This is a genomic window from Bacillus licheniformis DSM 13 = ATCC 14580 (genome assembly GCF_000011645.1).
Taxonomy (GTDB): domain Bacteria; phylum Bacillota; class Bacilli; order Bacillales; family Bacillaceae; genus Bacillus; species Bacillus licheniformis.
On record NC_006270.3, the window covers coordinates 1,266,702 to 1,292,171 of the forward strand.

The 25,470-nt window shown below is 48.3% G+C and carries 34 protein-coding genes and 1 riboswitch; of the genes, 18 read left to right on the forward strand and 16 right to left on the reverse strand.

Annotated features, from left to right (window positions below; all coding sequences use genetic code 11):
• Positions 1–12: 12 nt before the first annotated feature.
• Both TRNA_RS27755 and TRNA_RS27760 read left to right on the forward strand, forming a co-directional pair.
• Positions 13–813, forward strand: a complete 801-nt coding sequence (locus tag TRNA_RS27755) for an NAD kinase (RefSeq protein ID WP_025805638.1) — start codon at positions 13–15, stop codon at positions 811–813.
• A 26-nt stretch (positions 814–839) separates the two neighbouring features.
• Positions 840–1,715, forward strand: coding sequence for an RluA family pseudouridine synthase (locus TRNA_RS27760; RefSeq protein ID WP_011197775.1), 876 nt, complete (start codon positions 840–842; stop codon positions 1,713–1,715).
• Between the two features lie 15 nt (positions 1,716–1,730).
• Here the strand turns inward: TRNA_RS27760 and prpE are convergent, their stop codons facing one another.
• Complete coding sequence (gene prpE, locus TRNA_RS27765; RefSeq protein ID WP_003180667.1) at positions 1,731–2,471, reverse strand: bis(5'-nucleosyl)-tetraphosphatase PrpE; 741 nt, start codon at positions 2,469–2,471, stop codon at positions 1,731–1,733.
• A gap of 272 nt (positions 2,472–2,743) precedes the next feature.
• Between prpE and TRNA_RS27775 the strand changes: the two genes are divergently transcribed.
• The 10 genes from TRNA_RS27775 to TRNA_RS27820 all read left to right on the forward strand — a co-directional run bounded on the left by TRNA_RS27775 (position 2,744) and on the right by TRNA_RS27820 (position 11,560).
• Entirely contained in the window at positions 2,744–4,588 is a 1,845-nt protein-coding gene (locus tag TRNA_RS27775; protein WP_003180670.1) for a monovalent cation:proton antiporter family protein, read from the forward strand.
• A 59-nt stretch (positions 4,589–4,647) separates the two neighbouring features.
• Positions 4,648–4,756: riboswitch (TPP riboswitch) on the forward strand.
• An 83-nt stretch (positions 4,757–4,839) separates the two neighbouring features.
• Entirely contained in the window at positions 4,840–5,541 is a 702-nt protein-coding gene (gene tenA, locus TRNA_RS27780; protein WP_003180672.1) for a thiaminase II, read from the forward strand.
• Positions 5,516–6,127, forward strand: a complete 612-nt coding sequence (gene tenI / locus TRNA_RS27785; RefSeq protein WP_003180673.1) for a thiazole tautomerase TenI — start codon at positions 5,516–5,518, stop codon at positions 6,125–6,127. The genes tenA and tenI overlap by 26 nt, the downstream gene beginning before the upstream one ends.
• Complete coding sequence (thiO, locus tag TRNA_RS27790) at positions 6,111–7,220, forward strand: glycine oxidase ThiO (protein ID WP_003180677.1); 1,110 nt, start codon at positions 6,111–6,113, stop codon at positions 7,218–7,220. Before tenI ends, thiO begins: the two co-directional genes overlap by 17 nt.
• Positions 7,217–7,420 (forward strand): sulfur carrier protein ThiS, encoded by a 204-nt coding sequence (gene thiS / locus TRNA_RS27795; RefSeq protein ID WP_011197776.1) that lies wholly within the window; start codon positions 7,217–7,219, stop codon positions 7,418–7,420. Before thiO ends, thiS begins: the two co-directional genes overlap by 4 nt.
• A 6-nt stretch (positions 7,421–7,426) precedes the next feature.
• Positions 7,427–8,194, forward strand: coding sequence for a thiazole synthase (locus TRNA_RS27800; protein WP_011197777.1), 768 nt, complete (start codon positions 7,427–7,429; stop codon positions 8,192–8,194).
• A complete protein-coding gene (locus TRNA_RS27805) occupies positions 8,191–9,201 on the forward strand; it encodes a thiazole biosynthesis adenylyltransferase ThiF (protein ID WP_003180683.1) in 1,011 nt (336 codons plus the stop codon). Before TRNA_RS27800 ends, TRNA_RS27805 begins: the two co-directional genes overlap by 4 nt.
• Before the next feature lie 24 nt (positions 9,202–9,225).
• Positions 9,226–10,044 (forward strand): bifunctional hydroxymethylpyrimidine kinase/phosphomethylpyrimidine kinase, encoded by an 819-nt coding sequence (gene thiD, locus TRNA_RS27810; protein WP_003180685.1) that lies wholly within the window; start codon positions 9,226–9,228, stop codon positions 10,042–10,044.
• A 156-nt stretch (positions 10,045–10,200) separates the two neighbouring features.
• Complete coding sequence (fabI, locus tag TRNA_RS27815) at positions 10,201–10,977, forward strand: enoyl-ACP reductase FabI (RefSeq protein WP_003180687.1); 777 nt, start codon at positions 10,201–10,203, stop codon at positions 10,975–10,977.
• Between the two features lie 103 nt (positions 10,978–11,080).
• Positions 11,081–11,560, forward strand: a complete 480-nt coding sequence (locus tag TRNA_RS27820; RefSeq protein WP_009328812.1) for a CotO family spore coat protein — start codon at positions 11,081–11,083, stop codon at positions 11,558–11,560.
• Between the two features lie 37 nt (positions 11,561–11,597).
• On the opposite strand, the gene TRNA_RS27825 is transcribed toward TRNA_RS27820, so the two are convergent.
• From TRNA_RS27825 to TRNA_RS27845, 5 genes are all read right to left on the reverse strand, one after another.
• Entirely contained in the window at positions 11,598–12,047 is a 450-nt protein-coding gene (locus tag TRNA_RS27825; protein WP_009328811.1) for a CotY/CotZ family spore coat protein, read from the reverse strand.
• 150 nt (positions 12,048–12,197) lie between these two features.
• Entirely contained in the window at positions 12,198–12,686 is a 489-nt protein-coding gene (locus TRNA_RS27830; RefSeq protein WP_011197778.1) for a CotY/CotZ family spore coat protein, read from the reverse strand.
• A 131-nt stretch (positions 12,687–12,817) separates the two neighbouring features.
• Entirely contained in the window at positions 12,818–13,330 is a 513-nt protein-coding gene (locus tag TRNA_RS27835; protein WP_009328809.1) for a spore coat protein, read from the reverse strand.
• Positions 13,331–13,400: 70 nt separating this feature from the next.
• Positions 13,401–13,799 (reverse strand): hypothetical protein, encoded by a 399-nt coding sequence (locus TRNA_RS27840; protein WP_009328808.1) that lies wholly within the window; start codon positions 13,797–13,799, stop codon positions 13,401–13,403.
• 48 nt (positions 13,800–13,847) lie between these two features.
• Positions 13,848–14,234, reverse strand: coding sequence for a spore coat protein (locus TRNA_RS27845; RefSeq protein ID WP_009328807.1), 387 nt, complete (start codon positions 14,232–14,234; stop codon positions 13,848–13,850).
• Between the two features lie 146 nt (positions 14,235–14,380).
• Here TRNA_RS27845 and TRNA_RS27850 point away from each other — a divergent pair, with 146 nt between their 5' ends.
• The 5 genes from TRNA_RS27850 (at position 14,381) to TRNA_RS27865 (ending at position 15,831) form a co-directional block, all read left to right on the forward strand.
• Positions 14,381–14,737 (forward strand): DUF1360 domain-containing protein, encoded by a 357-nt coding sequence (locus tag TRNA_RS27850; protein WP_011197779.1) that lies wholly within the window; start codon positions 14,381–14,383, stop codon positions 14,735–14,737.
• Positions 14,738–14,814: 77 nt separating this feature from the next.
• Complete coding sequence (locus tag TRNA_RS44245) at positions 14,815–14,940, forward strand: hypothetical protein (protein ID WP_254926386.1); 126 nt, start codon at positions 14,815–14,817, stop codon at positions 14,938–14,940.
• A gap of 83 nt (positions 14,941–15,023) precedes the next feature.
• A complete protein-coding gene (locus TRNA_RS27855; RefSeq protein WP_009328806.1) occupies positions 15,024–15,233 on the forward strand; it encodes a hypothetical protein in 210 nt (69 codons plus the stop codon).
• 79 nt (positions 15,234–15,312) lie between these two features.
• On the forward strand, positions 15,313–15,444 hold the full coding sequence (locus tag TRNA_RS43190; protein ID WP_011197781.1) for a YjcZ family sporulation protein: 132 nt from the start codon (positions 15,313–15,315) through the stop codon (positions 15,442–15,444).
• 129 nt (positions 15,445–15,573) lie between these two features.
• Entirely contained in the window at positions 15,574–15,831 is a 258-nt protein-coding gene (locus TRNA_RS27865) for a stage VI sporulation protein F (RefSeq protein ID WP_009328805.1), read from the forward strand.
• A 38-nt stretch (positions 15,832–15,869) separates the two neighbouring features.
• On the opposite strand, the gene TRNA_RS27870 is transcribed toward TRNA_RS27865, so the two are convergent.
• Positions 15,870–18,152: an ATP-dependent helicase gene (locus tag TRNA_RS27870; protein ID WP_011197782.1), complete on the reverse strand. Its 2,283-nt coding sequence runs from the start codon at positions 18,150–18,152 to the stop codon at positions 15,870–15,872.
• 121 nt (positions 18,153–18,273) lie between these two features.
• On the opposite strand from TRNA_RS27870, the gene TRNA_RS27875 reads away from it, so the two are divergent.
• Positions 18,274–18,531 (forward strand): hypothetical protein, encoded by a 258-nt coding sequence (locus TRNA_RS27875; RefSeq protein ID WP_009328802.1) that lies wholly within the window; start codon positions 18,274–18,276, stop codon positions 18,529–18,531.
• Between the two features lie 39 nt (positions 18,532–18,570).
• Here TRNA_RS27875 and TRNA_RS27880 read toward each other — a convergent pair whose 3' ends face one another.
• The 9 genes from TRNA_RS27880 to TRNA_RS27925 all read right to left on the reverse strand — a co-directional run bounded on the left by TRNA_RS27880 (position 18,571) and on the right by TRNA_RS27925 (position 25,468).
• A complete protein-coding gene (locus tag TRNA_RS27880) occupies positions 18,571–19,158 on the reverse strand; it encodes a DedA family protein (RefSeq protein ID WP_009328801.1) in 588 nt (195 codons plus the stop codon).
• A gap of 95 nt (positions 19,159–19,253) precedes the next feature.
• The gene (galE, locus tag TRNA_RS27885) at positions 19,254–20,240 is read right to left on the reverse strand and encodes a UDP-glucose 4-epimerase GalE (RefSeq protein ID WP_011197784.1); all 987 of its coding nucleotides are present in this window, start codon (positions 20,238–20,240) and stop codon (positions 19,254–19,256) included.
• A complete protein-coding gene (gene galU / locus TRNA_RS27890) occupies positions 20,237–21,133 on the reverse strand; it encodes a UTP--glucose-1-phosphate uridylyltransferase GalU (protein ID WP_161620988.1) in 897 nt (298 codons plus the stop codon). Before galU ends, galE begins: the two co-directional genes overlap by 4 nt.
• A 16-nt stretch (positions 21,134–21,149) precedes the next feature.
• Positions 21,150–21,545 carry a GtrA family protein gene (locus TRNA_RS27895; protein WP_011197785.1) on the reverse strand — a complete coding sequence of 132 codons (396 nt, stop codon included), beginning with the start codon at positions 21,543–21,545 and terminating at the stop codon, positions 21,150–21,152.
• A gap of 164 nt (positions 21,546–21,709) precedes the next feature.
• Positions 21,710–22,129 carry a GNAT family N-acetyltransferase gene (locus TRNA_RS27900; RefSeq protein ID WP_009328797.1) on the reverse strand — a complete coding sequence of 140 codons (420 nt, stop codon included), beginning with the start codon at positions 22,127–22,129 and terminating at the stop codon, positions 21,710–21,712.
• Positions 22,130–22,138: 9 nt separating this feature from the next.
• A complete protein-coding gene (locus TRNA_RS27905) occupies positions 22,139–22,648 on the reverse strand; it encodes a YjcG family protein (RefSeq protein WP_009328796.1) in 510 nt (169 codons plus the stop codon).
• Between the two features lie 64 nt (positions 22,649–22,712).
• Positions 22,713–23,435: an esterase family protein gene (locus TRNA_RS27910; protein ID WP_009328793.1), complete on the reverse strand. Its 723-nt coding sequence runs from the start codon at positions 23,433–23,435 to the stop codon at positions 22,713–22,715.
• A gap of 516 nt (positions 23,436–23,951) precedes the next feature.
• Positions 23,952–24,440, reverse strand: a complete 489-nt coding sequence (locus TRNA_RS27920; RefSeq protein ID WP_011197787.1) for a DinB family protein — start codon at positions 24,438–24,440, stop codon at positions 23,952–23,954.
• Between the two features lie 80 nt (positions 24,441–24,520).
• Positions 24,521–25,468: a helix-turn-helix transcriptional regulator gene (locus tag TRNA_RS27925; protein ID WP_009328787.1), complete on the reverse strand. Its 948-nt coding sequence runs from the start codon at positions 25,466–25,468 to the stop codon at positions 24,521–24,523.
• Positions 25,469–25,470 lie beyond the last annotated feature (2 nt).

A 25,470-nucleotide genomic window follows, 5' to 3' on the forward strand; every position in this document is an offset into this window, starting at 1 on the left:
TGAGATGGAATGATGAAGTTTGCGGTATCGTCCAAAGGAAATGCGGTTTCTGATTCATTGAAAAGCAAAATTCAGACGTATCTGCTCGACTTCGGTCTCGAATGCGATGAAGAAGAGCCGGATATCGTCATTTCCGTCGGCGGTGACGGAACGCTCTTATACGCATTTCACAAATACAGCGGCCGCCTCGACAAAACGGCTTTTGTCGGGGTTCATACCGGGCATCTCGGCTTTTATGCCGACTGGGTCCCGAGTGAGATTGAAAAGCTCGTGATCGCGATTGCGAAAACGCCGTATCAAATTGTTGAATATCCGGTTTTGGAAGTCATCGTCCGCTATAATGACGGCAGCGATGAAGCGAGATATTTGGCGCTGAACGAATGTACGATCAAGAGCATTGAAGGAACGCTTGTGACGGATGTCGAGATTAAAGGGGAACTTTTTGAAACGTTCCGCGGCGACGGCCTTTGTCTGTCGACTCCTTCCGGAAGTACGGCATATAACAAGGCGCTTGGCGGTGCGATTATTCATCCGTCCATCAGGGCGATCCAGCTGGCTGAAATGGCGTCGATCAACAACCGGGTGTTTCGGACGGTCGGATCGCCGCTCATTCTGCCTGAGCATCACACTTGTTTAATTAAACCGATAAATGATGTGACGTTTCAAGTCGCGATTGACCACTTGACATTGCTGCATAAAGACGTCAAGTCGATTCAATGCCGCGTCGCAAACGAAAATATCAGGTTTGCCCGCTTTAGGCCGTTTCCGTTTTGGAAAAGGGTCCAGGATTCCTTTATCGGAAAAGGAGAATAGGAAGGTTTGCTGTGAGCGATTTTTTGATGAAACAGATCATAACAGAAGAGGACAGCGGGGTTCTTTTGAAAGAATACGTCCAGCGGCTGGGCATTTCAAAAAGGATGCTGACGGACATCAAATTCGGAGGCGGCGATCTTTTGGTAAACGGCGGGCATGTAACGGTCAGATACGTTCTTCAAAAAGGGGACGAGCTCGTCATTCAGTTTCCTCCGGAAAAAATGAGCGAATCTTTGCAACCGGAAGAAGTGCCGCTTCATATTTTGTTCGAAGATGACCATGTCCTCGTCTTAAATAAACAGCCATGCATTTCGTCGATTCCCTCGCGTGAGCATCCATCAGGCAGTCTGGCGAACGGTCTGATTCATTATTACCAGCGGACGGGCGTACACGCGACCGTTCACCTGGTGAGCAGGCTTGACCGCGATACATCGGGTGTCATGCTTGTTGCCAAGCACCGCTTCGCCCACTCGCTTTTATCGGGGCTGCAAAAAAAGGGAGCCGTCAAACGGCAATATCGAGCGGTCGTCCACGGTTTGATCGCGGAAGAGCAGGGAACGATCGATGCGCCGATCGGGAGAAAATCATCGAGCATCATCGAGCGGGCGGTAATCCCGGACGGGCAAAAAGCAGTGACGCATTTTTGGGTGAACAGGCGTTTCAGCGGCATGACGGATGTCTCTATCCGTCTGGAAACCGGGCGAACCCATCAGATCCGCGTCCATATGAGTCATATCGGATATCCCTTGTGCGGTGATACGCTGTACGGGGGAACCCGCGGCTTCATCAATCGGCAGGCGCTCCACAGTGAGAGGCTGACATTTTTTCATCCGTTCACAATGGAAGAGCTGACGTTCCAAGCGCCGGTGCCGAATGATATGAGACAGTTGATAGAGAGCTGAATAGGCTCTCTATTTTTATGGCTCCATGCGGAATCTAGACTCATCATAAGGCAAAGAGGAGGGAACAGATTCGGTTGTCAGTTCCGGGAATCTGAAAGCGGTCAGCCTGTTGCCGAATACACAACCGGTATCGATATTAATTGTATGATGAATCATCCTCGGGTTTTTGACGGGAGTATGGCCGTATACAACCCACGGCTCGCCTCTGTAATGAGCGGCCCAGTCCCGTCTCACTGGCCGTCCGTCTGGCAGCGTTTCCCCTGTAATATCTCCGTAGAGCACAAACTGTTTTACTTTTCCGACAGGCTTTTTGCCGATGTCTTCCGCTTTGATGCCGGCATGTGCAACGACAAGTTCGCCGTTATGCAGGATCTCGTAAAGCGGAGCCTTTTCGTAAAGGCGCATGAAAAGGTCTCTGATATCCTTCTGTTTTTGTTTCGGAAGGTTTCTGTATTCGGCCGCCGTCGTTTCCAGTCCGTGCTGCAGCTTCACCGGATTTCCCTTGAAAAAACGGTACAGCTTGTTGCAATGATTGCCGGGCACATATCGCACAGCTCCATCTTCAACGGCCCGTCCTACAAATTCAACGACCTCCAGCGATTTTGGCCCTCTGTCAGTTAAATCCCCGAGAAAGACAAGTGTTCTGTTCTCCGGATGAACGGGAACTCCTGATGTCAGCGAGTAGCCGAGTTTTTCAATCAGCGCAATCATTTCGTCATAGCACCCGTGAATATCACCGATAACATCGTATTTCATGCGTTTTTTCGCCTCCAGTCCGTTTGTTTTTCATATGTATATACATTGCCCCAAGCCGTATAAATCAAGCTTCTGCAACTTTCTCCGGAGAAAATCAGGCATATTACTTTTTTTTCTGAGCGAGCATTGTTAAAATCAATTTTTACACCTGTGGGAAAAGAGTTTCGACGGTTCTTTTCCCACATGAAAATGTCAAAAATATGCCCCTTTTATTTTTAAAAAAGGGAACGCTAATCATACCCGGAAACCGGTTTTAGAGGAGGTACCAGTTTATGGAGCACACATCTGTCTCATCTTTAGTTGTCGTACTGATTATCGCATTTTTAACACCCATCCTGCTGCACCGTTTCAGGTTAAGCATACCGGTGGTTGTCGCTGAAATCATCATGGGTCTTATTATCGGAAAAAGCGGGTTCGATCTGGTTGCTCAGCACGATACTTGGCTCGAAACTTTATCGATGCTCGGATTTATCTTTTTAATGTTTTTAAGCGGGCTTGAAATCGATTTTTCCGTATTTGAAAAAGGTAAGAAAAAGCAGCTGCTTCCGAGCGGAAAGGAAGCGCCGAATACGTTTAAAACGGCTTCCGTCATCTTTATTGCCGTCTTTATACTATCGCTCGGCCTCTCCTACAGCTTTGTCATGGCAGGATTTATTGACAACGCCTTTTTAATGACGCTGATCATTTCAACAATTTCGCTTGGGGTTGTCGTTCCGACGCTGAAGGAAGAGCGGCTCATGAAGACGAATATCGGCCAGATTATTTTGCTTGTCGCCGTGATTGCCGATCTTGTCACGATGATACTGCTTGCGGTGTTCGCCTCAATCTACGGAGACGAAAACAGCAATATGTGGCTGCTGATGATTTTATTTGCCGCCGGCGTTGTTTTATACATTTTCGGTAGGGTATTTAAAAAGCGGCCTTTTGTCGAAGTGCTGTCAAAAGGCACGATCCAGATCGGCACAAGGGCGATATTTACGCTGATCATCGTACTCGTGGCGCTTTCCGAGTCGCTCGGTGCAGAAAACATTCTCGGCGCGTTTTTAGCCGGGGTGCTTGTTTCGCTGCTTTCGCCGAACAAAGAGCTCGTTCAGCAGCTTGATTCATTCGGCTACGGGTTCCTCATCCCGATCTTCTTTGTCATGACAGGCGTCAAATTGGACATTTGGTCGCTGTTTGGCAATCCGAAAATTTTAGTGATGATCCCGCTTCTGTTTGTGGCTCTGTTAATCAGCAAAGTCGTTCCGGTGCTGTTTTTGAAAAAGTGGTATGACATGAAAACCGTGCTGGCTTCCGGTTTTCTCCTGACTTCCACGCTTTCTCTGGTGATCGCGGCGACAACGATCGGCGAGCGCATCGGCATCATTGACGCGCAGATGTCCGGCGCGCTGATTTTGGTGGCTGTCATTACATGCATCATCACACCGACCGGCTTTAAAAAATTAATGCCGAAAACGGAAAGCGAAAAAGAGAAAAAGACGATCACCTTTATCGGCGCGAATCAAATGACGCTGCCGGTCACGCTTGAACTTTCTCCAGAAGATTATCACGTCAGAATCCTGCATGTCCGGCAGGAAAAGAAGGAAGAAAAGCTGGCGGATCCGGTGTTTGACGTTGAAGTTTTGCCAGATTATGAATACGAAACGCTTCAATCATTCGGCGTTTTCCAAACGGATATACTCGTCGTGGCGACAGGCAGCGAAGAGCGCAATACAGGGATCGCCCTTTATGCGAAGGAGCAGAAAGTCGCGAGAATTATCGCCAGCGCAGATTCCCCAGACGCCGAATCGAGGCTGAAAGAAAACGGAATTGATACATTCTCCATTCTGCTTTCCACGAAAACGCTGCTGCGCGCGCTTATCGAGGCGCCTGGCGTTATGAAACTTTTGACGAACCAGGATGCGTCGCTGTATCAGATCAATATGAGCAATGAGCGATTTGACGGCGTCCTGTTAAGGGAGTTTCCGTTTACGGGAGATGTCATCTTCGTCCGGATTTTCCGCGGGGTTGACAGCATCGTGCCCCATGGGGATACAAGGCTGCAAATGGGTGACAGGCTGATCGCCACCGGTTCGCGCGAATATATTGCGGAATTGAAAAAAACGCTTGGAGACTGATGCTTGACCATTTTGCAATTCGTGATAAGATTAAAGTATAAACTGAATGAACAAGAAATGTTTTCCACTAGGGGAGTCCTTGATAAGGGCTGAGATAAAAGTTTGACTTTTAGACCCTCATAACCTGAACAGGTTCAAACCTGCGTAGGGAAGTGGCACGGTATTTGAGTATGTATATATGCAAATTCCAAACCACTTTCCTTGCGGGAAAGTGGTTTTTTTATGTTCAGAATCGAAGGAGGAGCCTTGAAATGAAGTTTTCAGAAGAATGCCGAAACAGCGCTGCAACTTGGTGGGAAGGGAGTTTTGTCCATCCGTTTATTCAAGGAATTGGAGACGGCACACTTCCGGTTGACCGATTTAAATACTATGTCATGCAGGATTCCTACTATTTGACCCACTTTGCCAAAGTCCAATCCTTTGGAGCGGCATATGCTCACGATCTATATACGACAAGCCGGATGGCCGAACACGCGAAAGGGACATATGAAGCCGAGATGTCGCTCCACAGGAAATTCACCGATCTATTGGGCATCACAAAGGAAGAGCTGGAGTCGTTTCAGCCGTCGCCGACAGCGTATGCGTACACATCGCATTTGTACCGTTCTGTCGTCAGCGGCAGTTTTGCGGAAATACTCGCTGCTTTGCTTCCTTGCTATTGGCTCTATTATGACGTCGGCGAAACGCTGAAAACGTGCAGGCCTGACAACGCGATTTATCAGGAATGGATCGCGACATACGGAGGAGACTGGTTTAAAAAATCTGTAACGGAACAGATCAACCGCTTCGATGAGCTGGCTGAAAACGCCGATGAGAAAACGCGCGCGAAGATGAAGGAGAATTTCGTCATCTCCAGCTTCTACGAATACCGGTTCTGGGATATGGCCTATCAAAAAGAAAGCTGGTCAAAAAGCGGGGTGGATCAGCTTGCATCTGCACGCGATCACCGATGACAAGCACTCCGTGGAAGAGCTTTCAGCAAAAATCATCTCGATTCACGATGCCGTTGACTTTATCCACATCAGGGAAAGGTCAAAAAAAGTAAGCGAAATATCAAGTTTGATCGATCGCCTGGCCGAAGAAGGCGTTGATAAGCGAAAGCTCATCATCAACGACAGGGTGGATATTGCTTTGTTTCATCATATTCACCGGGTTCAGCTGCCTTCACACGGCTTTTCCGTCAAAAGTGTAAGAAGCCGTTTTCCGCATTTGAAAATCGGAAAGTCCGTACATTCACCTGAAGAAGCGGTGCAGGCTGAAACTGAAGGTGCAGATTACGTGCTGTTCGGCCACATTTTTGAAACGGACTGTAAAAAGGGCCGGAAAGGAAGAGGAGCTCTGAGCTTGGCAGAAGTGAAGGCGGCTGTCCGCATTCCGGTCATTGCGATCGGAGGGATTACCGAACAACGTCTGGCGGAAGTCAAAATGGCAGACGGCATCGCCGTGATGTCGGGGATCTTTTCCCATGACAGACCGAATGAGGCGGCCGCGCGGCTTGCCAGTCTCGCGAAGGGAGATTCATATGAGAAAGCGCTATGATACGATCGTGATCGGCGGAGGCATCATCGGGACTTCCATCGCTTATCATCTTGCGAAAGCGGGGAAAAAAACGGCCGTGTTTGAAAGCGGGGAAGTCGGCAAAAAAGCGACGAGCGCGGCTGCGGGCATGCTCGGCGCCCATGCGGAATGCGATAAACCCGGTACCTTTTTCGAATTTGCCAGAGCCAGTCAAAAAGCCTATAAGCGCCTGACGGGGGAATTGAAAGACATAAGCGGCATTGATATCAGAAGGCATGACGGAGGGATATTAAAGCTGGCATTTTCAGAAAGCGACCGCGAACACCTGATGCAAATGGGTGCACTGGATTCTGTGGAATGGCTTGAAGCTGATGAAGTATATAAATTAGAACCGAATGCCGGAAAAGGAATTCTCGGCGCCAATTTTATCAGGGACGACGTCCATGTCGAACCGGCTGCAGTGTGCAGGGCATTTGCCAGGGGAGCCCGGATGCTCGGTGCAGATGTCTTCGAGTATACGCCCGTTTTATCGATAGAATCCGAAGCGGGGGCCGTCCGCGTCACGTCCGCTTCCGGCACAGCGGAGGCGGAGCACGCTGTCATTGCAAGCGGCGTGTGGAGCGGAGCTTTGTTTAAACAAATCGGCTTAGACAAAAGGTTTTACCCCGTCAAAGGGGAGTGCCTGTCCGTATGGAATGACGGCATCTCTTTGACGAGAACGCTTTACCATGATCATTGCTACATCGTTCCGCGCCATAGCGGAAGGCTTGTCGTCGGCGCGACGATGAAGCCCGGGGACTGGAATGAGCAGCCGGAACTTGGCGGAATCGAGGAGTTGATCCGAAAAGCCAAGTCGATGCTCCCTGGGATTGAATCCATGAAAATCGACCAATGCTGGGCCGGGTTGCGTCCCGAAACAGGGGATGGCAATCCGTATATCGGAAGACATCCTGAAAATGACCGGATTTTGTTTGCTGCCGGACATTTCAGAAACGGCATCCTCCTGGCACCTGCAACCGGTGAGATGATGGCAGACATGATCCTCGGCAATCCGGTCAAAACAGAGTGGATCGAGGCGTTTAAAGCGGAGCGAAAGGAGGCTGTGCACAGGTGAACATTCAGCTCAACGGCCGGAAAATAGAGTGGAGAGACGACGGCGGCACGATTTATGATTTGCTCGCATCCTACAATTTGGAAAATCGTGTTGTCGTTGTTGAAAAAAACAGGCGGATTATCGGAAAAGACCAATATCAAACGGTCAAATTGGAAGAACACGATGTCATCGAAATCGTTCATTTTGTCGGAGGGGGATAAACCGTTATGTTAAAAATCGCAGATCGTCAATTTTCATCAAGATTATTGCTCGGTACAGGGAAGTATCCGTCATTTGAGATTCAAAAAGAGGCCGTCAGCGCATCTGAATCGGAGATCCTGACGTTTGCCGTCAGACGGATGAATATTTTTGAAGAATCTCAGCCTAATTTTTTGGAGCAGCTCGATTTAAGCCGTTATACGCTTTTGCCGAATACGGCAGGAGCAAAAACGGCTGAGGAAGCCGTCCGGATCGCCAAGCTTGCCAAAGCAAGCGGTCTTTGCGACATGATCAAAGTCGAAGTGATCGGCTGTGACCGTTCGCTTCTGCCGGACCCGGTAGAAACGCTGAAGGCGTCAGAAACCTTGCTTGAAGAAGGCTTCATTGTACTGCCGTATACATCGGATGATGTCGTCCTCGCGAGAAAACTTGAAGAGCTCGGCGTGCACGCCATTATGCCCGGGGCCTCTCCGATCGGTTCGGGACAAGGAATCATCAATCCGCTCAACCTGTCGTTCATCATTGAACAGGCTAAGGTTCCCGTTATCGTGGATGCCGGAATCGGTTCTCCGAAAGATGCGGCATACGCAATGGAACTCGGTGCTGACGGGGTGCTTTTGAACACGGCAGTGAGCGGGGCGAAAGATCCGGTCCAAATGGCGAAGGCTATGAAGTTTGCCGTTGAAGCGGGCAGGCTCGGATATCTTGCCGGACGAATTCCGGAAAAGAACTACGGCATCGCCAGCAGCCCTGAAGAAGGGAAGTTGACGATTTGACCGGCAGGTATTCAAGACAGGAGCTCTTTCACCCGATCGGACCGGACGGCCAGGAAAAATTAAGCCGCGCCCGCGTCCTCGTGATCGGTGCTGGGGCTTTGGGCGCGGCCAGCGCAGAAATGCTGGTGAGGGCCGGGGTCGGTTCGCTGACGATAGCCGACAGAGATTATGTGGAATGGAGCAATCTCCAGCGCCAGCAGCTCTATACGGAACAGGATGTGATTGATCATATGCCAAAGGCCGCCGCCGCTGAAAAAAGGCTGCGCCTGATCAACAGCTCTGTTCAAGTAACCGGAATCGTAGCGGATGTTACTGCGGAAAAAGCGCTCGAGCTTGCGGAGGAAGCGTCCCTGATCGTCGATGCGACGGATAATTTTGAAACACGGCTGATCATGAACGACGCGGCGGTCAAATTAGGCATCCCTTTCCTGTACGGCGCGTGTGTCGCAAGCTATGGCATCACATATAGCGTAATTCCGGGAAAAACGCCGTGTCTTCATTGTCTTTTGGGGCATTTGCCTGCGAATACCATGACGTGCGACACAGCAGGGGTGATCGGTCCGGTCGTCCAGCAGGTTGCCGCATACCAGGTAACAGATGCCCTGAAGCTGCTGACCGGGCATGAACCGTCAGGGATGCTCCGCTCATTTGATATTTGGACAAATGAGCGGTCTGAAGTCCGGGCTGACACGCTTAAACATGAGACATGTCCGACGTGCGGAAAAGGCGAGTTTCCGTTTCTTTCAGCTGAAAACGAAACAAAAGCAGCCGTTCTTTGCGGCAGACAAACGGTTCAGATCAGGCCGGCCGCGGAACAGCCGCTGGAACTGGAATCGCTTGCTGCCAAATTAAAAAAAGCCGGTTTAAATGTGACGGGAAATCCTTATTTAGTTTCCTGCCGTGCGGAGGATTTTAAGTTCGTGATTTTTCGGGATGGACGTGCTTTAATTCACGGAACGAATGACATCAATCGCGCGAAAACGATATATCACAGGTGGATTGGCTAAAAGGCCGAAGGGAGTGCAAACATCATGAGCATATATAAAGCATTAACAATCGCCGGATCGGATTCAGGAGGCGGAGCCGGCATTCAAGCCGACATTAAAACATTTCAGGAGCTTGGCGTCTTCGGCATGACAGTTTTGACAGCAGTCACTGCGCAAAATACAACAGGGGTTCACGGCGTCTACCCGCTTTCTCCGGAAGCGCTCGGCGCACAGATTGATGCAGTGGCAGAAGATTTAAAACCTGACGCCGTGAAAACAGGGATGCTGTGGAGCGCGGAGATGATTGAGGTCACTGCTGAAAAAATTGCAGCATATGAGCTTAAACGTGTGATCGTCGATCCTGTCATGATCGCCAAAGGCGGCGCTTCACTATTGAATGAGGAAGCTGTTGAAACATTGAAACGGCGCCTTCTTCCGCTTGCTTATGCGGTAACGCCAAACATTCCCGAAGCCGAAGTGCTGACAGGGAGAAGCATTCAAACAATGGAAGACCGCAAAAAAGCAGCTCGTGACTTGCATGAAATGGGCGTCCGCAACATTATCATCAAGGGAGGTCATCAGCCTGAGGATGGCAAAGTAACCGATCTCCTCTTCGACGGAGAGACGTTCACAGAAAAAACCAATTCCTATATTAAGACGAAAAATACCCATGGAACAGGCTGTACATTTGCCGCGGCTCTTACGGCGCAATCAGCGAAAGGAAACGGGATTCAAGGAGCTTTCCGCATCGCTGAGGCTTTCGTCCACGAAGCGGTTGTACACAGCCTTGATTTTGGAGCCGGCCACGGACCGACCAACCATTTTGCATATCAAAAGTTATCCAACGCAGGGTTGGAACTGTAGTCCCGCAATAAGAAAGAATCAATATCGCGGCAGAGCATCAAAAACGGCCTCTGCCGCTTTTTATATTCTGAAATTGTCAGCCTGCTATTAATTGTGATACTATATATTATGATCAGGTACTAATAAAATGTTAATCATTAGGAGGATTTCATACATATGAATTTATCACTAGAAGGCCGGAATATCGTCGTCATGGGTGTAGCAAATAAACGAAGCATCGCATGGGGAATCGCCCGCTCGCTTCACAATGCAGGCGCAAGGCTGATTTTTACGTATGCGGGCGAGCGGCTTGAAAAATCGGTCAAGGAGCTGGCTGATTCTTTGGAGCGAAACGATTCAATCGTACTTCCTTGTGATGTCACTAATGACCAGGAAATTGAAGCATGCTTCGCCGACATCAAAAAAGAAGTCGGGGTCATCCACGGCATTGCACACTGCATCGCTTTCGCCAACAAAGAAGACTTGGCTGGCGAATACTTAAATACTACCCGCGACGGTTTTCTGCTCGCACACAATATCAGCTCCTACTCTCTGACAGCGGTCGCTAAAGCGGCGCGCGGCATCATGACTGAAGGCGGAAGCATCGTCACGCTGACATACCTTGGCGGCGAGCGCGTTGTATCCAACTACAATGTCATGGGTGTTGCGAAAGCATCGCTTGATGCCAGCGTCAAATACTTGGCGAGCGATCTCGGAAAAGACGGAATCCGCGTCAACAGCATTTCCGCAGGGCCGATCCGGACATTGTCCGCAAAAGGAATCAGCGACTTCAACTCGATTTTAAAAGAAATCGAAGAGCGCGCGCCGCTTCGCCGCACAACGACTCCGGAAGAAGTCGGCGACACGGCTGCTTTCCTGTTCAGCGACCTTTCCCGCGGCATGACCGGCGAAAACCTGCATGTTGATTCAGGCTACCATATCATCGCGCGATAAAATAGCGCTAAAAAAGCAATCCGCTAAAGGATTGCTTTTTCTTTTCTTCTGATTTCTCCTTTTTTGCATATAGATATACCATGAACAGATCGGAGGGATCAAGATGTCTAGCAGAAAACACGATGCGGAGCAAAAGCCGCTCATGTATATTGTGCAGCCGGACTATGATAAGGCAGAGGCGAACATGCAGGATATTCTGATTAAAAGAAAGAAGAAAGCAAAGCCCGAAGCTTCCGAACAAAAAGCGCGGCGGAAGGAACAGCAGGATGAAGCCGTCCGGCCCGACGAAAAAGACGGAGCTGAAGCGGTGTTTAACGATGAGGCGAATCGATCCGAAAAAGGAGTCAAACCGATTAAAAAGCCGCTCAGCAAGATGACGATTGCCGAGAAAATCGACTTTTTGGCAAGCCTTCCCGGCAATATGCCGAAAACCCTTTGTCTCATTGAAGCAGACGGGAAGACATACAGGGGAACGATCGTCGGAAAGAAGGGCGATTCCGTCTTTGTCAGAACGTCGAGCAAAGGGGCTCCGGCGGAACTGCCGATCGAGAGCATTACCTCCTTGCACCCGCTCGGCTTTTAAATACACAAGATAAAAAAAGTCCCGATTCAGGGACTTTTTAATTTGAACGATTGATCAGTTTTGGATTTAAGCATTCGATCGCACAGAAGCATTCCAGATCGACTTCAATGCAGAAACTTGTTTTTTCCAAGCGGAACACATCGCAAATTTTGTCTTTATCTTCTGTGAAATCGAGAACGCGGCGATTATCATCAAAGGCAATCAACAGTCTCAATGTAGCGCAGCAGTCATCAATGTTTTCAACTCTGAAAAACACGGTGCTGAAGCAAGGACCTGCCTGAAGTTCTCCGACATTTCCAAACGCTACGAACGGCTTAGACTTAGAAGTGTATAAAATAAACGGAATGGTGTCGCCTAAGTGTCTCGAAGGGGAAAGCAGGTTGCTGAAGCAGCTTGTCGGGCAGCCTTCTTCCTCAATGGCGTTTTGCAGATCGTGAATGTTTTCAACGGCTTCGCACACGCAATTTTCGGCTGAACATTTCGTCATGTTATGATCCCTCCTAGTTCAGGATTTAAAATTTCGTTTTTCGGCCTGGCCTTTCTATTGGTAAAAGGAGCTGCCGAAAGCCGGCAGCTTTCGTGAAAAGACTGGCATCAAGCCGATCATATCGGCCGGCTTGATGCAGCCTGACACCTTTTAACCGTGGTGGTGATTGTGTTTTTTGTCTGCTGCGCGATCAACTAGGTCAGGTGACAGACATTGAATCGCACAGAAACAAGTCAAGTCAACCTCGATGCAAAAGTCCGTCTTTTCAAGCCCGAAAAAGTCAGGGTCACAAGGATGGCAGACGCTTAATGTGTCGCCGTTTATGTCCACAGGCCTCAGGATTGAAAGCGTTGCACAGCAATCTTTGAGACTTTCTGCCCGGAAGAAAATCGATTCGAAGCACTGCATATCATCTGAAAATCCGCCGACATTTCCAAATGTTGAAAACAGTCCGCCTTTTTTGTCGTACAAAAGGAACGGAATCGTGTCTTTACCGGAAACCGTCGGACTCAGCAGGTTGCCAAAGCAGCTTGTCGAGCACGCTGTTGTTTCCTCAACGGCATCCTGTTCTTTTATAATCTGTTCTACTGCATCGCATACACAATTTTCATGCCGGCCATGGTGTTTTCCGCAGCTCATGGATTTCAGCTCCTTTTTATAGGGATATTTGACTTTAGTCTTTAACAACATATGTACCCGTGCCCTTGTTGGTGTGGGTAATCGTCTATAAAAATGAAGAAAAGCAGAGCTGGTTGGCTCTGCTTTTTGAATTATAGAAGGCCGACGATAAGGGCGGTGATGGTGATTACAACAGTTTGAACAAATGTGCTTACGATGATAGCTGTGTCTGTATCTTCGGTTGTGACATGTACATTTCTGGAATTATCGATCACCAATTTTTGTCTGTTCGTTTGTTTATTGGCAGTTACCTGCAACAGATCAGTTGTGACAAGTTCGGCTAGATCAGGATCATCGATAATGGCGAGAATAATAGTAACAGCTAGTGTTTGTGCAGCTGTCATGACTGATGCCAACGTTTGTGTGTCTTCAGTTGAGACTTGAACATCACAAGAGTCTTTAATGATGATCGTTTCATCTGAGAGCTGTTTGTTAAGATGAAGTTGATCTAGGTCAGAATCGATAAAGCCATTTTGCCCTTTCCTACCACAGTTGCAAGTATAGTCGTCACATAATTTTTTCTTAGGATAACTAGGGTGATAATCGTTGCCTGGATGTTCGCATTCCGGGTCAAGCGCAATCCATGAATATGGTCTTGTTTCCATTTCTTTTCCTCCTTCCATTTACTATTATTAAATGTTGTAACTCCTTAACTTGTATAAGACAGATACCCTACTACAAATCCCCATTTTTTTCTGCTGAAGTATCTGACTCGGTTGAATTTTCCGCTGTTGCTGTGTTTTCTTGCTCCCTCCGTTGTCGAAGTTTTTCTCTCAGTCTATTTGTTCTGTTTCTTCTTCTTCTTGGTCTCTCGCCATTTTCTGATGACGCATCAGCGTTCTTTTCTCTCTTTGTCCCTTTTTCATTCGGTGCGGCTGCTTTTTCTTTCTGTTTTTGAACCAAAGCATCGGTTTGTTTTTTTAGATCTTCCAGCATATTGAAAATATTTTCTTTTTCTTCTTCTGAGAGCGTCCGAACTTTATCGCTGGTTACTCCCCGATTTTTCAAGATATTTTTAACAACTGATTTCATTATCGGATCTACGTTCTCTTGAAGTTTTTCAAAATCTGCCAATTGTTTCTCACCTCAATTTCTTTAAAAATATTAGAAAGAAAGGAAGGCTTAAAGTATGTCAAGCTCTGTGATAAGCGCGATCAGCACTTCGGTTAAAACTTGGACGGAAAGCAGGATCTCCAGCGAGGAAAGCGTAATGGTGACATTGCGGCTGCCGATGACTTTGATGATGACTCTTCTCCTGCTTTGCAGCCTGTGTACGGCTAAAAGGTGTTCTGAGACAATGTCTGCTGTATCCTCGTCTTCGATCGCAAGCTGAGCCGATAAAATCGTCAAAGAGATCACGATGGCTTGTAAAGAGAGAGCTGCTGTTATGTTTGCCGTGTTTACCGTGACATGTTCTGAATCAATTACTTCAATGAGCTGGTCATATTCCCGGTGTAATTCGTCAAATGTTTCTGCGTACAGCGCTTCGGCTTTTTCATGAAACGACATAACTTTCACTCCTTTCTTATCCACACTTTATTAAATGCAGACCGGTACCATAGCGGAATGAGAAAAACATACATTTCAGCACCCAAATTTGCTGTTTTAGGGAAGGCGGTTCCGGCATATATTTGGAAACAGGAAGGGGGAGCCCTGTGATACAAAGCTGGTTTTTATTTTTTTTATTTTCTATCGCGGTATTTCGGCTGACGAGGCTGATTGTGTTCGACACGATCATGGCGCCGTTTAGAAGCCTGTTTCATGAAGAGGTTGAAGAAAAAAACGAAAAAACGGGAGAGACCGAAACGTATCTTGTCATGAAAGGAAAAGGCGTGAGAGCGTGGGTCGGCGAGCTGCTGAGCTGCTATTGGTGCACGGGCGTGTGGTGTACCGCGTTTTTGCTTGTTTTTTACGCATTTGTTCCGGTCATTGCTGAATGGCTGATTCTTCTGCTTTCGATCGCCGGCCTGGCTGGAGTATTGGAAACGATCGTTTCCAAATGGCTCGATTGAATGGGGATTTGTCATTAGCAACTTATGAAAAGAAGACTCATATAATGGCGTATAAGCATGAGAAAGGAAGGAATGCAATGAGACAAGTGAAAAGAAGGCAGCAAGGCCGATTAACGAACGCTTCCAGCAATCATCAGTCCACTTTCTCAAAAAAAGTGAAGAAAAAAGGCTGCGGATGCGGCAAAAAAAAGAGAACCTATTAATATCAAAAAAAGCCGGAATGCATCCGGTTTTTTTGTTGCCAATTTTTCTTCTGGTGCATACACCATCATAAGGAGGGGAAGCGATGAATTTATTTGAACAGCTGGTTGAATCGATATACCGCAAACATGATCAAACTCAAGCCGGCCATGACAAGGTGCTCTTTGAACAGCAGAAGGAACTGGAGACATTTGACCGCTCGGCCGAACAGTTCGGCAGGCAGATCGAAGCGTTTGCGGAGAATGCCGAAAAATGGCTGGGAGAGGACGGGAGTCTGCCAGGCATTTTTAAATAATCCACAGAAGCCCTATGCATCAATCCAAGCCAATCCTATCAACTGTCATATCGTGTAGGGAGAAAAGGAGGTGCTTTAGATGGGCTTTTGTTGCGGAGGCTACGGCGGTGGCTACAGCGGCGGCTATGGCGGCGGCTATGGTTCAACGTTTGTATTGATCGTTGTCTTGTTTATTCTTTTAATTATTGTCGGCGCTTCTTTTAAATATTAGTTTTTGAGTTGAAGCGAAGAGGGCGGCGGCAGCATATGTGCCGGGCTCTCTTCTTTTTGAGCGGGAAAAGCACAAGGCTTTTCAAACATGCATAAGATAGCGTATCACTCCCAAAAAGGAGGCATAGGTATGGACAATCAATTTTTCAAAAACATCGAAAAGAAAACGGGCGTCAGCATGAATGACGTCATGCAGCTCGCAAATTCGCTGCAAAATGCCAACTTCAAGGATGAAAATACGGTCCGCAGCGTGATTAAGCGCGTCGCTAAATTGGCGAATAAACGGGTTCCGAAGGAAATGGAAGATAAGATTGTTGAATCCATTGTAAGCGGCAAAGAAAAAATGGATTTCAACACGATCGCGAAAATGATGAACAGCAAAAAATAAACACCGCGCCTTCCGATAAAAGGAGGGCACGGTGTCTTTTATTGCAGCTGAACTTGTGGATTCGGGCGTAAAATAGGCTGTAAAAACCTTGAGCGGTATGCCGTTCTTCCCCTTCTGAAGGAAGGGACGCTGATATACAGGCGGTCCTCGGCCCGGGTCATGGCGACATACAGCAGCCTCCGCTCTTCTTCAAGAGCGGTTTCATCGCCTTTTCTCGCTGTCTCCAGGGCAAAGTCATGCGGAATCGAGCCGTCCTGCACTCCCAGTATATAGACCGTTTTAAATTCAAGCCCTTTCGCACGATGAATTGTCAAAAGCTGAACACCGTATCCGTCAGCTTTTTGCTTTTCCGCGGCTCTCATATGATCGACATGCTCAAGAAATTCGGGGATCGTTTTGAATTTTTTTGCCGCAGTTTTGAGATCCCGCAGATCGTCAGACCCTTTTTCGAGCTTGTTCCCTTCGTTTCCGCGCTTTTTCAGGTAATCGGAAAAGCCCATCTTTTCTTCTGCGAAAGAGATGGCTTCAACCGGCTTCATCGTTTTTAAGCCTGGGAAAAAAGGAACGATTTTTTTTATTTTATCAAGCTGAAACGGTTTAATGTCAGTCAATTTTTCAAGCGCCTGAACCATTGTGCAATCTTCTGTAATCGAGAGCGCTTTAAGCGTGTTTAAAGCGGACTGCTTGAGAAAGAGGGCGGGTAAAATCTGCTTTACGGCTTCCGCGTCATCTTGATTTTGGCTTAAGTAGAGATAGGCCAGCATCTGCCGGACGATCCTCCTGCTGTAAAACGACCGGACGCCTTGTTCAGCCGTGTACGGAATGGCTGACTGGTGCAGACGTTCAAAAATGGCGCGGCCGCTGCTGTTTGTCCGGTATAGGATGGCGAAGTCATCAGGCTTTGCGCCCATTTCAATTTTTTCTTGGATATCAGAGACGATCATAATCGCTTCTTCCTCTTCATCATAAGGATAAAATAAGAGCGGTTTTTGGCGGTCGTCTCTCGCGGCGCTTAATGTTTTCGGAAAACGCTTTTTGTTTTTCCTTACGACCATATCGGCGCTTGCCACAATCGGATGGCTCGATCTGTAATTCGTCGTGAGGCGGACCGTTTTCGCCTTCGGATAATCTTTTTCAAAATCGAGTATAAAAGAAGGACTGCTCCCTCTGAACGCGTAGATTGACTGATCATCATCCCCGACACAGGTCAGGTTGTTTTCGGGGCTTGCCAAGAGCTTGATGATGGCGTATTGAACAGGGTTAATGTCCTGAAATTCGTCAATCAAAATCGCGTGAAAGCGCGTCTGATATCGCTTTAAAATGTCCGGCTGTTCTTGAAACAGCTGCCAGCACGCAGATGCCATATCGTCGAAATCGAATTGGCGCCGCGCTGCTTTTTGTTCTTCATAATGACGGTACAGCCGGTGAACCCGCTTTTCCCATTCGTCTTCAAGCGGAATCTGTTCACCCGGAAGATAAGCGTTCTTCCAGTAGCCGATCTGCTGGATCGCCTGGTCAACCGGAAAGTCTTTTTCATCAAGCCCTTCTTCGGCAAGGGCCATTTTGATGTACTGTTCTTTTTGCCATTCCCATTTCAGCAGGTGCTCGCCATTCCATTTGGCCGGATCATGATGATAAAGAATTTTGTAAAAAAAGCTGTGGAAGGTGCCTGTCACGAGGCGGTTCACAGTCTGCATCGGCAAACCGTATAGCGAGGCCATCCGCTCTTTCATTTCTTTCACAGCTTTTGTCGTGAATGTGACGAGCAATATGGCAGAAGGCGGGATATCGAGCCGGGATATCATATAAGCCGCTCGCGCGGTTAATACCCGCGTTTTTCCGCTTCCCGCGCCGGCCAGAACGAGAAGGGGTTCTTCGGGGGCCGTCACGGCGGCAAGCTGTTTCTCATTCAGCGGCACATTCGGAAAGACCGGTTCCGGAGCCGTTTCTGCCGCTGGAGAGAAAGGAGAATGGATGGAAGCTTCGCGAGGCGGCGTCCAGAAGTCCGTGTCCGCCTTCTTTTCCTCTCCGATCGCTTTGCCTTTCGGGAGGCGGAAAACGCCGCTTTCAGTATAATCGTTCTGTTTGGTCTTCTGCTCTGTCTTCTCATTTAAGCAAGCCGCTTCACATTGAGAAAAATCCCCGTTTTCCCGGTGGAAAAAATGCGGCTCTTCATGAATCGACAATTTCAGTCTGAGCGGCAAGCCGCAATATTTACACGTGATCCTGTCTTTTCTTGCTTCATCAAAGAGGAATTGCAGGTGTTCTCTCGAATATGTATGTATATGAATGTCTCGGTTATTGAATCGGGCGCATTTCAAAAAGAGGTCCTCCAATTAATGGGTAGTCGTCTGGTGTCATGAGACAACGTCTATCATATCAAATGAAAACCGTTTAAAACAGTAGATTTTTGGGAATTAAAGCTGATGAGGAGGAGATCGAATGGGATATTTGCCGCCTGTCCGCAATGATCAATATATACAGTATGCCAATCGAAGCATCAGCCAAAAATCGAACTACGCTTATATACAAAAAACCGCCAATATCCCAAGCGAGCGCGCCTACCGCGAAGTCGAAAAAAGAGAGGAAAATCAGACTGCGGCTTTTAGGCGGGTCGAGGAAAAAAAGCGGAAAAAAGCGCTCAACCGCCGTGTTGCGAAAAAGGCGGAAAGCGGGCGCTTCGTCAATGAATCCGTTTGAGAGATGAAACAAACCCCGGCTTTTATACCGGGGTTTTCGTTATTTTCTGCGCAGTTTTTTGAGTCCGAAATACAGAATGATCATAGCCGCCGCCCCGAGCATGATCGGAGTCGTGTACGTTCTTGCTACATTTTCAACATGGTCCCACCGGCTGCCGAGCTGTACGCCGAGATAGACGAACAGTATCGACCACGGTATGATGGCCAGCACGGTCAGACCCGTGAATTTTAAAATCGGCATTTTCGCAATGCCGGCCGGAATGGAGATGGCGTGTCTGACCACGGGAATGAAGCGGGCAGAAAAGACGACGCCTCCGCCGTATTTCTCAAACCATTTTTCGGCTGTTTGAATGTGATGCTTTTGGATCAATAAGTATTTTCCGTATTTGTATAAAAACGGACGTCCGCCGTAGTAGCCGATCCAGTATAAAAACAATTGAGCAATCGTTCCCCCGATGACGCCGGCAATCACGGCGCCTGTTATCGTAATCGAGCCGTTTGAGACCATGTATCCGCCGTAGGCGAGTACGATTTCACTCGGGATGATTTCGATCATTAAACCGATCGCAATGCCGAAATAGCCAAGATCGGTCAGCCACATTAAAATATCATTCACTATGCTTCCCATTTTCGTTTTTTCTCCCTGCTTTTGATTTCATCAGCCGAACGTTGGAGCAGCCGCCGGGACGCTTCCCTGGCGCCCGCGGGGGAAATAAGCGAATCTCAAAAACCGTCCGGATGCGCTTTGTGCCATTGCCATGCGCTTTGAATGATGGTTTGCAAATCGCTGTATTGCGGCTTCCATCCGGTATCTTCCACCAGTGTCCGGCTGTCCGCCACCAGCACTGGCGGATCTCCCGCTCTGCGCTCGTCCGTTTTTGCTGCAATGCTTCGCTCTGTCATGTTTTCCGCGGTTTCAATGATTTCTTTTACGGAATGTCCGGCCCCTGTCCCTACATTATAAACATTTTGCTTCAGTCTGTCTTCATATAATCCATCAAGGGCAGCCAGGTGGGCGGAAGCCAGATCGAGGACGTGAATATAATCCCTGATGCAGGTTCCGTCTGGCGTCGAATAATCTTCTCCGAAAATGGACAGCTGCTTTCGCTGTCCCAAAGCCGTCTGCAGGACGAGGGGAATGAGGTGGCTTTCGGGATCGTGGTCCTCGCCGATCGCTCCGTTTAAAGCGGCGCCGGCGGCGTTGAAGTAGCGGAGGGCGGCCCATTTGACACCGTGCGTTTTTCCGACCCAGTGCAGATATTTTTCGATCATCAGCTTCGATTCCCCGTAAGGATTGACAGGGGAGAGGGGAGCAGCCTCTTTAATCGGGGCTTTCTCCGGGATGCCGTATACGGCGGCGGTTGACGAAAAGACGATGTTATTGACGCCTTCCTTGATGGCCGTTTCGAAAAATGCACAAGACTTTAGCGTGTTTTCCCTAAAGTATATCTCAGGCTTTTCGATCGATTCGGACACAAGGCTTTTGGCGGCGAAATGGATGACAGCATCGACATCATGATGTTTGATGATGGCTTTGACAAGTGCCGCATCAGCGATATCGCCTTCGTAAAAGCTGACCCCGCTGACGGCTTCCCTGTGTCCGGTAGATAAATTGTCAAGCACGACGACGGAGCGGTTTTGCTTTGTCAATTCGAGTACGGTGTGGCTGCCGATGTATCCGGCTCCTCCTGTTACGAGTACGGATGTCATTGCCATGCTCCTTTCTGCGCTTCTTTTTTTAAGACGCTCTCCAGGTAGGCGAGCAGTTTTGGCCGCATCTCGTCCCGCATGAGGGCGATTTCCGTACTCGCTTTAAAGCTGCCCAGCTTGTCGCCGATATCAAAGCGGCTTCCTTTCAATTTGCGCGCATACATGCTTTGTTCCCGGCAGATTTCCCTTAGTGCGTCAGTCAGCTGAATTTCATTTCCCGCGCCGCGCTTCGTTTGTTCGAGCACAGGGAAAATCGAAGGCCTCAGCACATAGCGGCCCATGACCGCGATATTTGAAGGCGCATCTTTGACGGTCGGCTTTTCTACAAGATCGTCGATTTGATACACTTTGTTCTTTTGCGCGGATGTCTGAATGATGCCGTATTTGCTCACGTCCGCTGGATCGACGGGCTGAACGCCGATCACTTCGGTCTGATATTCTTCATATACTTCGAGCAGCTGCCTAAGCGCCGGTGTTTCTGACACCATGATATCGTCGCCGAGGAGGACGGCAAACGGCTCATCACCGATGAAATGCTTGGCCGATAACACTGCATGTCCGAGGCCGATGGGCTCCTTTTGCCGGATATAATGAATATTCGCCATATCGGCGATCTCGCGTATCTCTTTTAACACATCGTTTTTTCCTTTGGCCAGCAGGTTTTGCTCAAGTTCCACAGAGCGGTCAAAATGGTCTTCAATCGAACGCTTATTTCTTCCTGTAATGATAAGGATGTCTTCAATGCCTGATTGGACAGCTTCTTCCACGATATATTGTATGGCCGGTTTATCGACAATCGGCAGCATTTCTTTCGGCTGCGCTTTTGTTGCCGGCAAAAATCTCGTACCTAATCCGGCTGCTGGGATGACTGCTTTTTTTACTTTCATGGTTATTCACTCCTGGTCTTTTTTATGAATCTGTGCCGGGTTCTTGAAACACCCAAAGCTTGTTTCCGGTAAAGTTGATGGCCATTCCTGCGACTGTTGCGGACATCTTGCTGATAAAAAGGGACAGGCCGGCTTTTTGAAAAATGTACAGAAGGACAAATGTAGCGCCCGCTGCTGCAAGATTGATCATGATAAACCGGACGATTTCCGCGCCATGCGCTTTTTCTTTTACTTGAAACGTCCATGTCCGATTCCAGATATAGCTGTTTGCCACGCCTGCCGAATAGGAAAACAACTGTGCGGCCAGGTAGGGGACGTGGAGCGACGTAAGGAGGAAAAACACGACGAAATCAACGAGTGTGTTCCCGGCTCCGACTGTCCCGAAACGAACGAGTGTGGGGATGTTTTTTTTGTTCATAACGGCATTCGGCTGTTACCTCCCGTCTATTTTGTGTAGGGCTTTGTAAAAGCTTAGAAACAACTTTAATAGACAATGTTGAATAAACGATAAACAAAAGATGAACAAACTATGAAATGTTTTCTGAGGAAAAGAAAAACCGTTCCGCTTAAAAAGCGGAACGGTTACTTTTTGACCATTTTGACATGGGGAATATTCGCATCTGAAAATTCTTCAGACACGACTTTATAGCCGTGTTTTTCGTAAAAGGGAACAGCCTGTGTCTGCGCGTTCAGCATAAATTGAGACGCGCCTTGCTTGGCGGCTTCCTCTTCAAGCGCCTGAATGATCAGGTTGCCGACGCCGAGGGAGCGGTGGCTTTTCAGCACACAGATTCGTTCAAGTTTGCCGTAGCCGTCGACAAGCCGGAGCCGGCCAGCGCCGATCGGCTCTTTTTCGTCATAGATGACGAGATGTGAAGATTCCTGATCAAGATGATCCATTTCTTCTTCCGGTGATACGTGCTGCTCCTTGATAAAGACTTCCTTTCTAACAAAGAAGGCGTCTTCAAGCTGTTGTTGATTCTTCACAATGACGGCTTCCACTGGCTTTCTTCACGCTCCTAAAATAAAAGTTTCATAGACGGTCCATGATCCGTTGTCCAATTGGTAAAGCAGGTGAAAGCGGTCGATGACTTCTTCGTGTGACGCGTCTCTCATTTTCAGCGTGCCGAGGACGTCGGAATGCTCATCATCTGACAGCTTTTGTGCGACTGTGACATGGGGAACAAACGCGTATTCGGGTTTGTCTTCCAAAACGCCGCTGTACATTTTTTCATGAAGCTGCATCAATTCCTCTGTCGGTTCGGCTTTCATGTAAATGACATTATTGACGGGGGCAAAGGAACTGAATTTTGTAATCTTCAGCGTGACCGGTTTCAGCTCTTTTGAAAGCTCTCTCAAGTGTCGGACGACGCCTGAGATCTCGTCTTCAGACACTTCAAAAGGCGTTCTTAATGTAAGGTGGGGCGGAATTAAAGCGTAATTCGGGTCATAGCGTTTTCGGTAGGAATTTGCAATGTCCTGAAGTTTTTTTGATGGAAATAGCACAATACCGTATTTCATTTTGTTCCCTCCTTAAACAATTGATATGGTTTAGTATATCAAAGATGGGCCGATATACAGAGAGCTACAGCATTTTTTTTAAAGCGGGGGTGATGAGCGGCTGCCAGTACGTCCATTTGTGATCCCCGTCAAAAGCTTTGAAATCGTAGTTTGTCTGCTTTGATTCAAGCAACTCTTTTAATTGCTCATTTGGACCTGTGAAATCCAAAATTTGATCATCGGTCGTTTTGACGGCGGTTTCCTTCTCGCCGATTTGGTGGCAAATTGAAATAAGCTGCAGGGAATCGGACTGTTTCACTTTATCGAGAACATGGCGGTCTACATAAGGTGACTGCATAATGACGTTCCCGAACATATTCGGGTAGTCAAGCGCCGTCATGAGAGAAACCGTTCCTCCGAGCGAATCCCCTATCAGCGTCCTGCCTGATCCGACTTGATATGTCGGATACTCTCTGTCGGTGAAAGGGACGAGTTCATTTGCCAAAAAACGTTTATACGCTTCGAATTTTGACCCTTCCGGATGGTATGTAAGCCTTCTTTCCTGTACGTTTTTGTACGGAATGCCGATGATGATGCTTCTTTCGATTTCACCGTTCGCCAACAGTTCTTCAACCTGTCTGCTGATGCGCCCGAGCCGGAAATAGTCATGTCCATCCTGTGCGATGATCACATGATATTTGTAAAGCGGCGAGAAGGAGGACGGCAAATAGACGAGAAGCTCCATTTCCTCGCCGAGCTCTTCCGAAAAAAGCTTTTTCTCCTGAATGACTCCTGTTTTCATAGCCAAGGTGAATTCCTCCAGAAATAATGTTTGTGAACGTTTCCATTCATTGTAACACGAAATTCTCTTGTGAAAGAAGCGAAAAGGGCTGCCGAACTGTTCGGCAGCCGTGATTTTTTATGATCGTTTTTTTTCGTACCAAGGCATTGTCGGTCTATCGGAGGGTATCCGTATCGCTCACGGTACCTTTTTCTTTCCGCTGTGAAATCCCGCCGGCTTTTGCCGCTTTCGGGATTGTTGGTTATAATGGACGATGCATCGCAGCGCATCTTCGGCACAAGGTCTTCCCAGCAGCCTTTCAATTTTACGAGGCGGATGATCAAATTCATGCTTGATGTCGCCTGAAGGAATGACAGCCTAAGTCAACGGCGCACTGCACCATTTTCGGTCCGATGAAAGGTACCGTTTGAAACCGGGCGGGCGCTTTGATGTATGCGGCGCTTTTCAAAGACGAAGCGAGCGATGTGCAAGGAAGGACAGATCACATATGCCGCGTTTCTTTTTTTTATCAGATGCCCCCTTTTATAGATACAGGTCGAACATGTTGACGTCATAGCCGAGCTGTTTTAAATAATTAAACAGCTGGGCCCTGTGATGGAAGATGTGGGTGAGCGTTTCCGTCAGCCAGCGGCTTTGGGTCATCCCTTCATCGAGGTAAAACGGCTTTGTTTTTTTTGTCAAAAAATCCTCGTCGGAGAGGGAAGTCATATACGTTTGAAAAGCGTCGAATCCTTTCTGCATAGCTGCAGCCATTTGGTCAGCCGACTGCAAAGCACCATATTTCTTTTCAATCCGGGCGATGACGTCCTCTTCCTTTTCCTGCATGATGGCCAAGTCGGCTTCTGGGATGGCCGTCAGATGGCTTGCCAGTTCTTTCAGGCTTCGCATGCGGTCGGCGGGCCGGTAAGACCAGTCAGATTCCTTCACTTTTTTCAGAAGATGACACGTGGAGCGGATGCCCGTCTCCAATTCGTGGAACAAATCGCCGCGCAGCGCTTGAACTTGATTCATTTGCTTCATCCTTTCCATTTGCTTTTATTCTAAAAGTATCACCTAATCCTGACAGGTCTTGTCATGATTCTTAAAAAAAGTCAGCCGTACCTCGCTAAAATGTCAGCAGCCTTCCGTTTCAGATGAAGCTTGATTTCCGCGGGTTCTGTTACAGTTACCTCAGCGCCGAGATTCCACAAAAGTTCTCCGAAATACTCAAGTTCAGACCTGGGGATACTGGCATCGATCGCCCCCGTTCCGTCATCCCGCATGGTGAGGATCTTGAATAAATCCACATCAGCCGCAGCCCGCCTGGCTCCTCTACGTGTCAGTTCCGCTTGCAGCCGCACCGGTTCAGGGCACTCGCTCTCCGAATGTTTGATCCAGCTGAGAACTGATGGATAGGGAAGCTGGCGGGCCTGCCCGCTGTCCGCTTTTTCCGCACGGAGGATGCGGTCGGCGCGGAACAGTCTGAACGCCTGCCTTTTAAAGCAATAGGCCGGACAGTACCAGAAGCCGTTCCAGCTGTATAAGCCGATAGGCTGGATGGATCTCTCCGTGCACTCGTCAGTTCCGTCATAAACGACCGTCAAAACGGATTGAGTGACGGCTGCGTCAAGAAGCGTCTCTAAATGTTCGGCGGCTTTTGGGCGATGCGGATTCCAGAACACGATTCTGTCTTTCATCGCATCAATCCGCTCCTGTGTTTCCGGGGGAAGGTGGCGGTAGAACTTTTTTAAAACCATCCGCGTTTCCGCATCAAAGGGGAGCGATCCGAAGAACTGCAAAGATTGATACGCGAAAAACATAGCCGCCGCCTCCGATTGTGTGAAAAAGAGCGGCGGAAGCACCGGCTCATTCAGCAAATAATAGCCTCCGTTCGCGCCTGTTTCAGAATAGATCGGAACGCCGAGTGCGCTGAGCTCGTCCAGATCGCGGAGAACCGTGCGGTAGGAAACTCCGAATTCCACCGCGAGCTCCCCGGCCGTAAATTTTCGTTTTGTATGAATGGTCATCATCAATTCGATTAAACGCTCTGTTTTGGGCATCT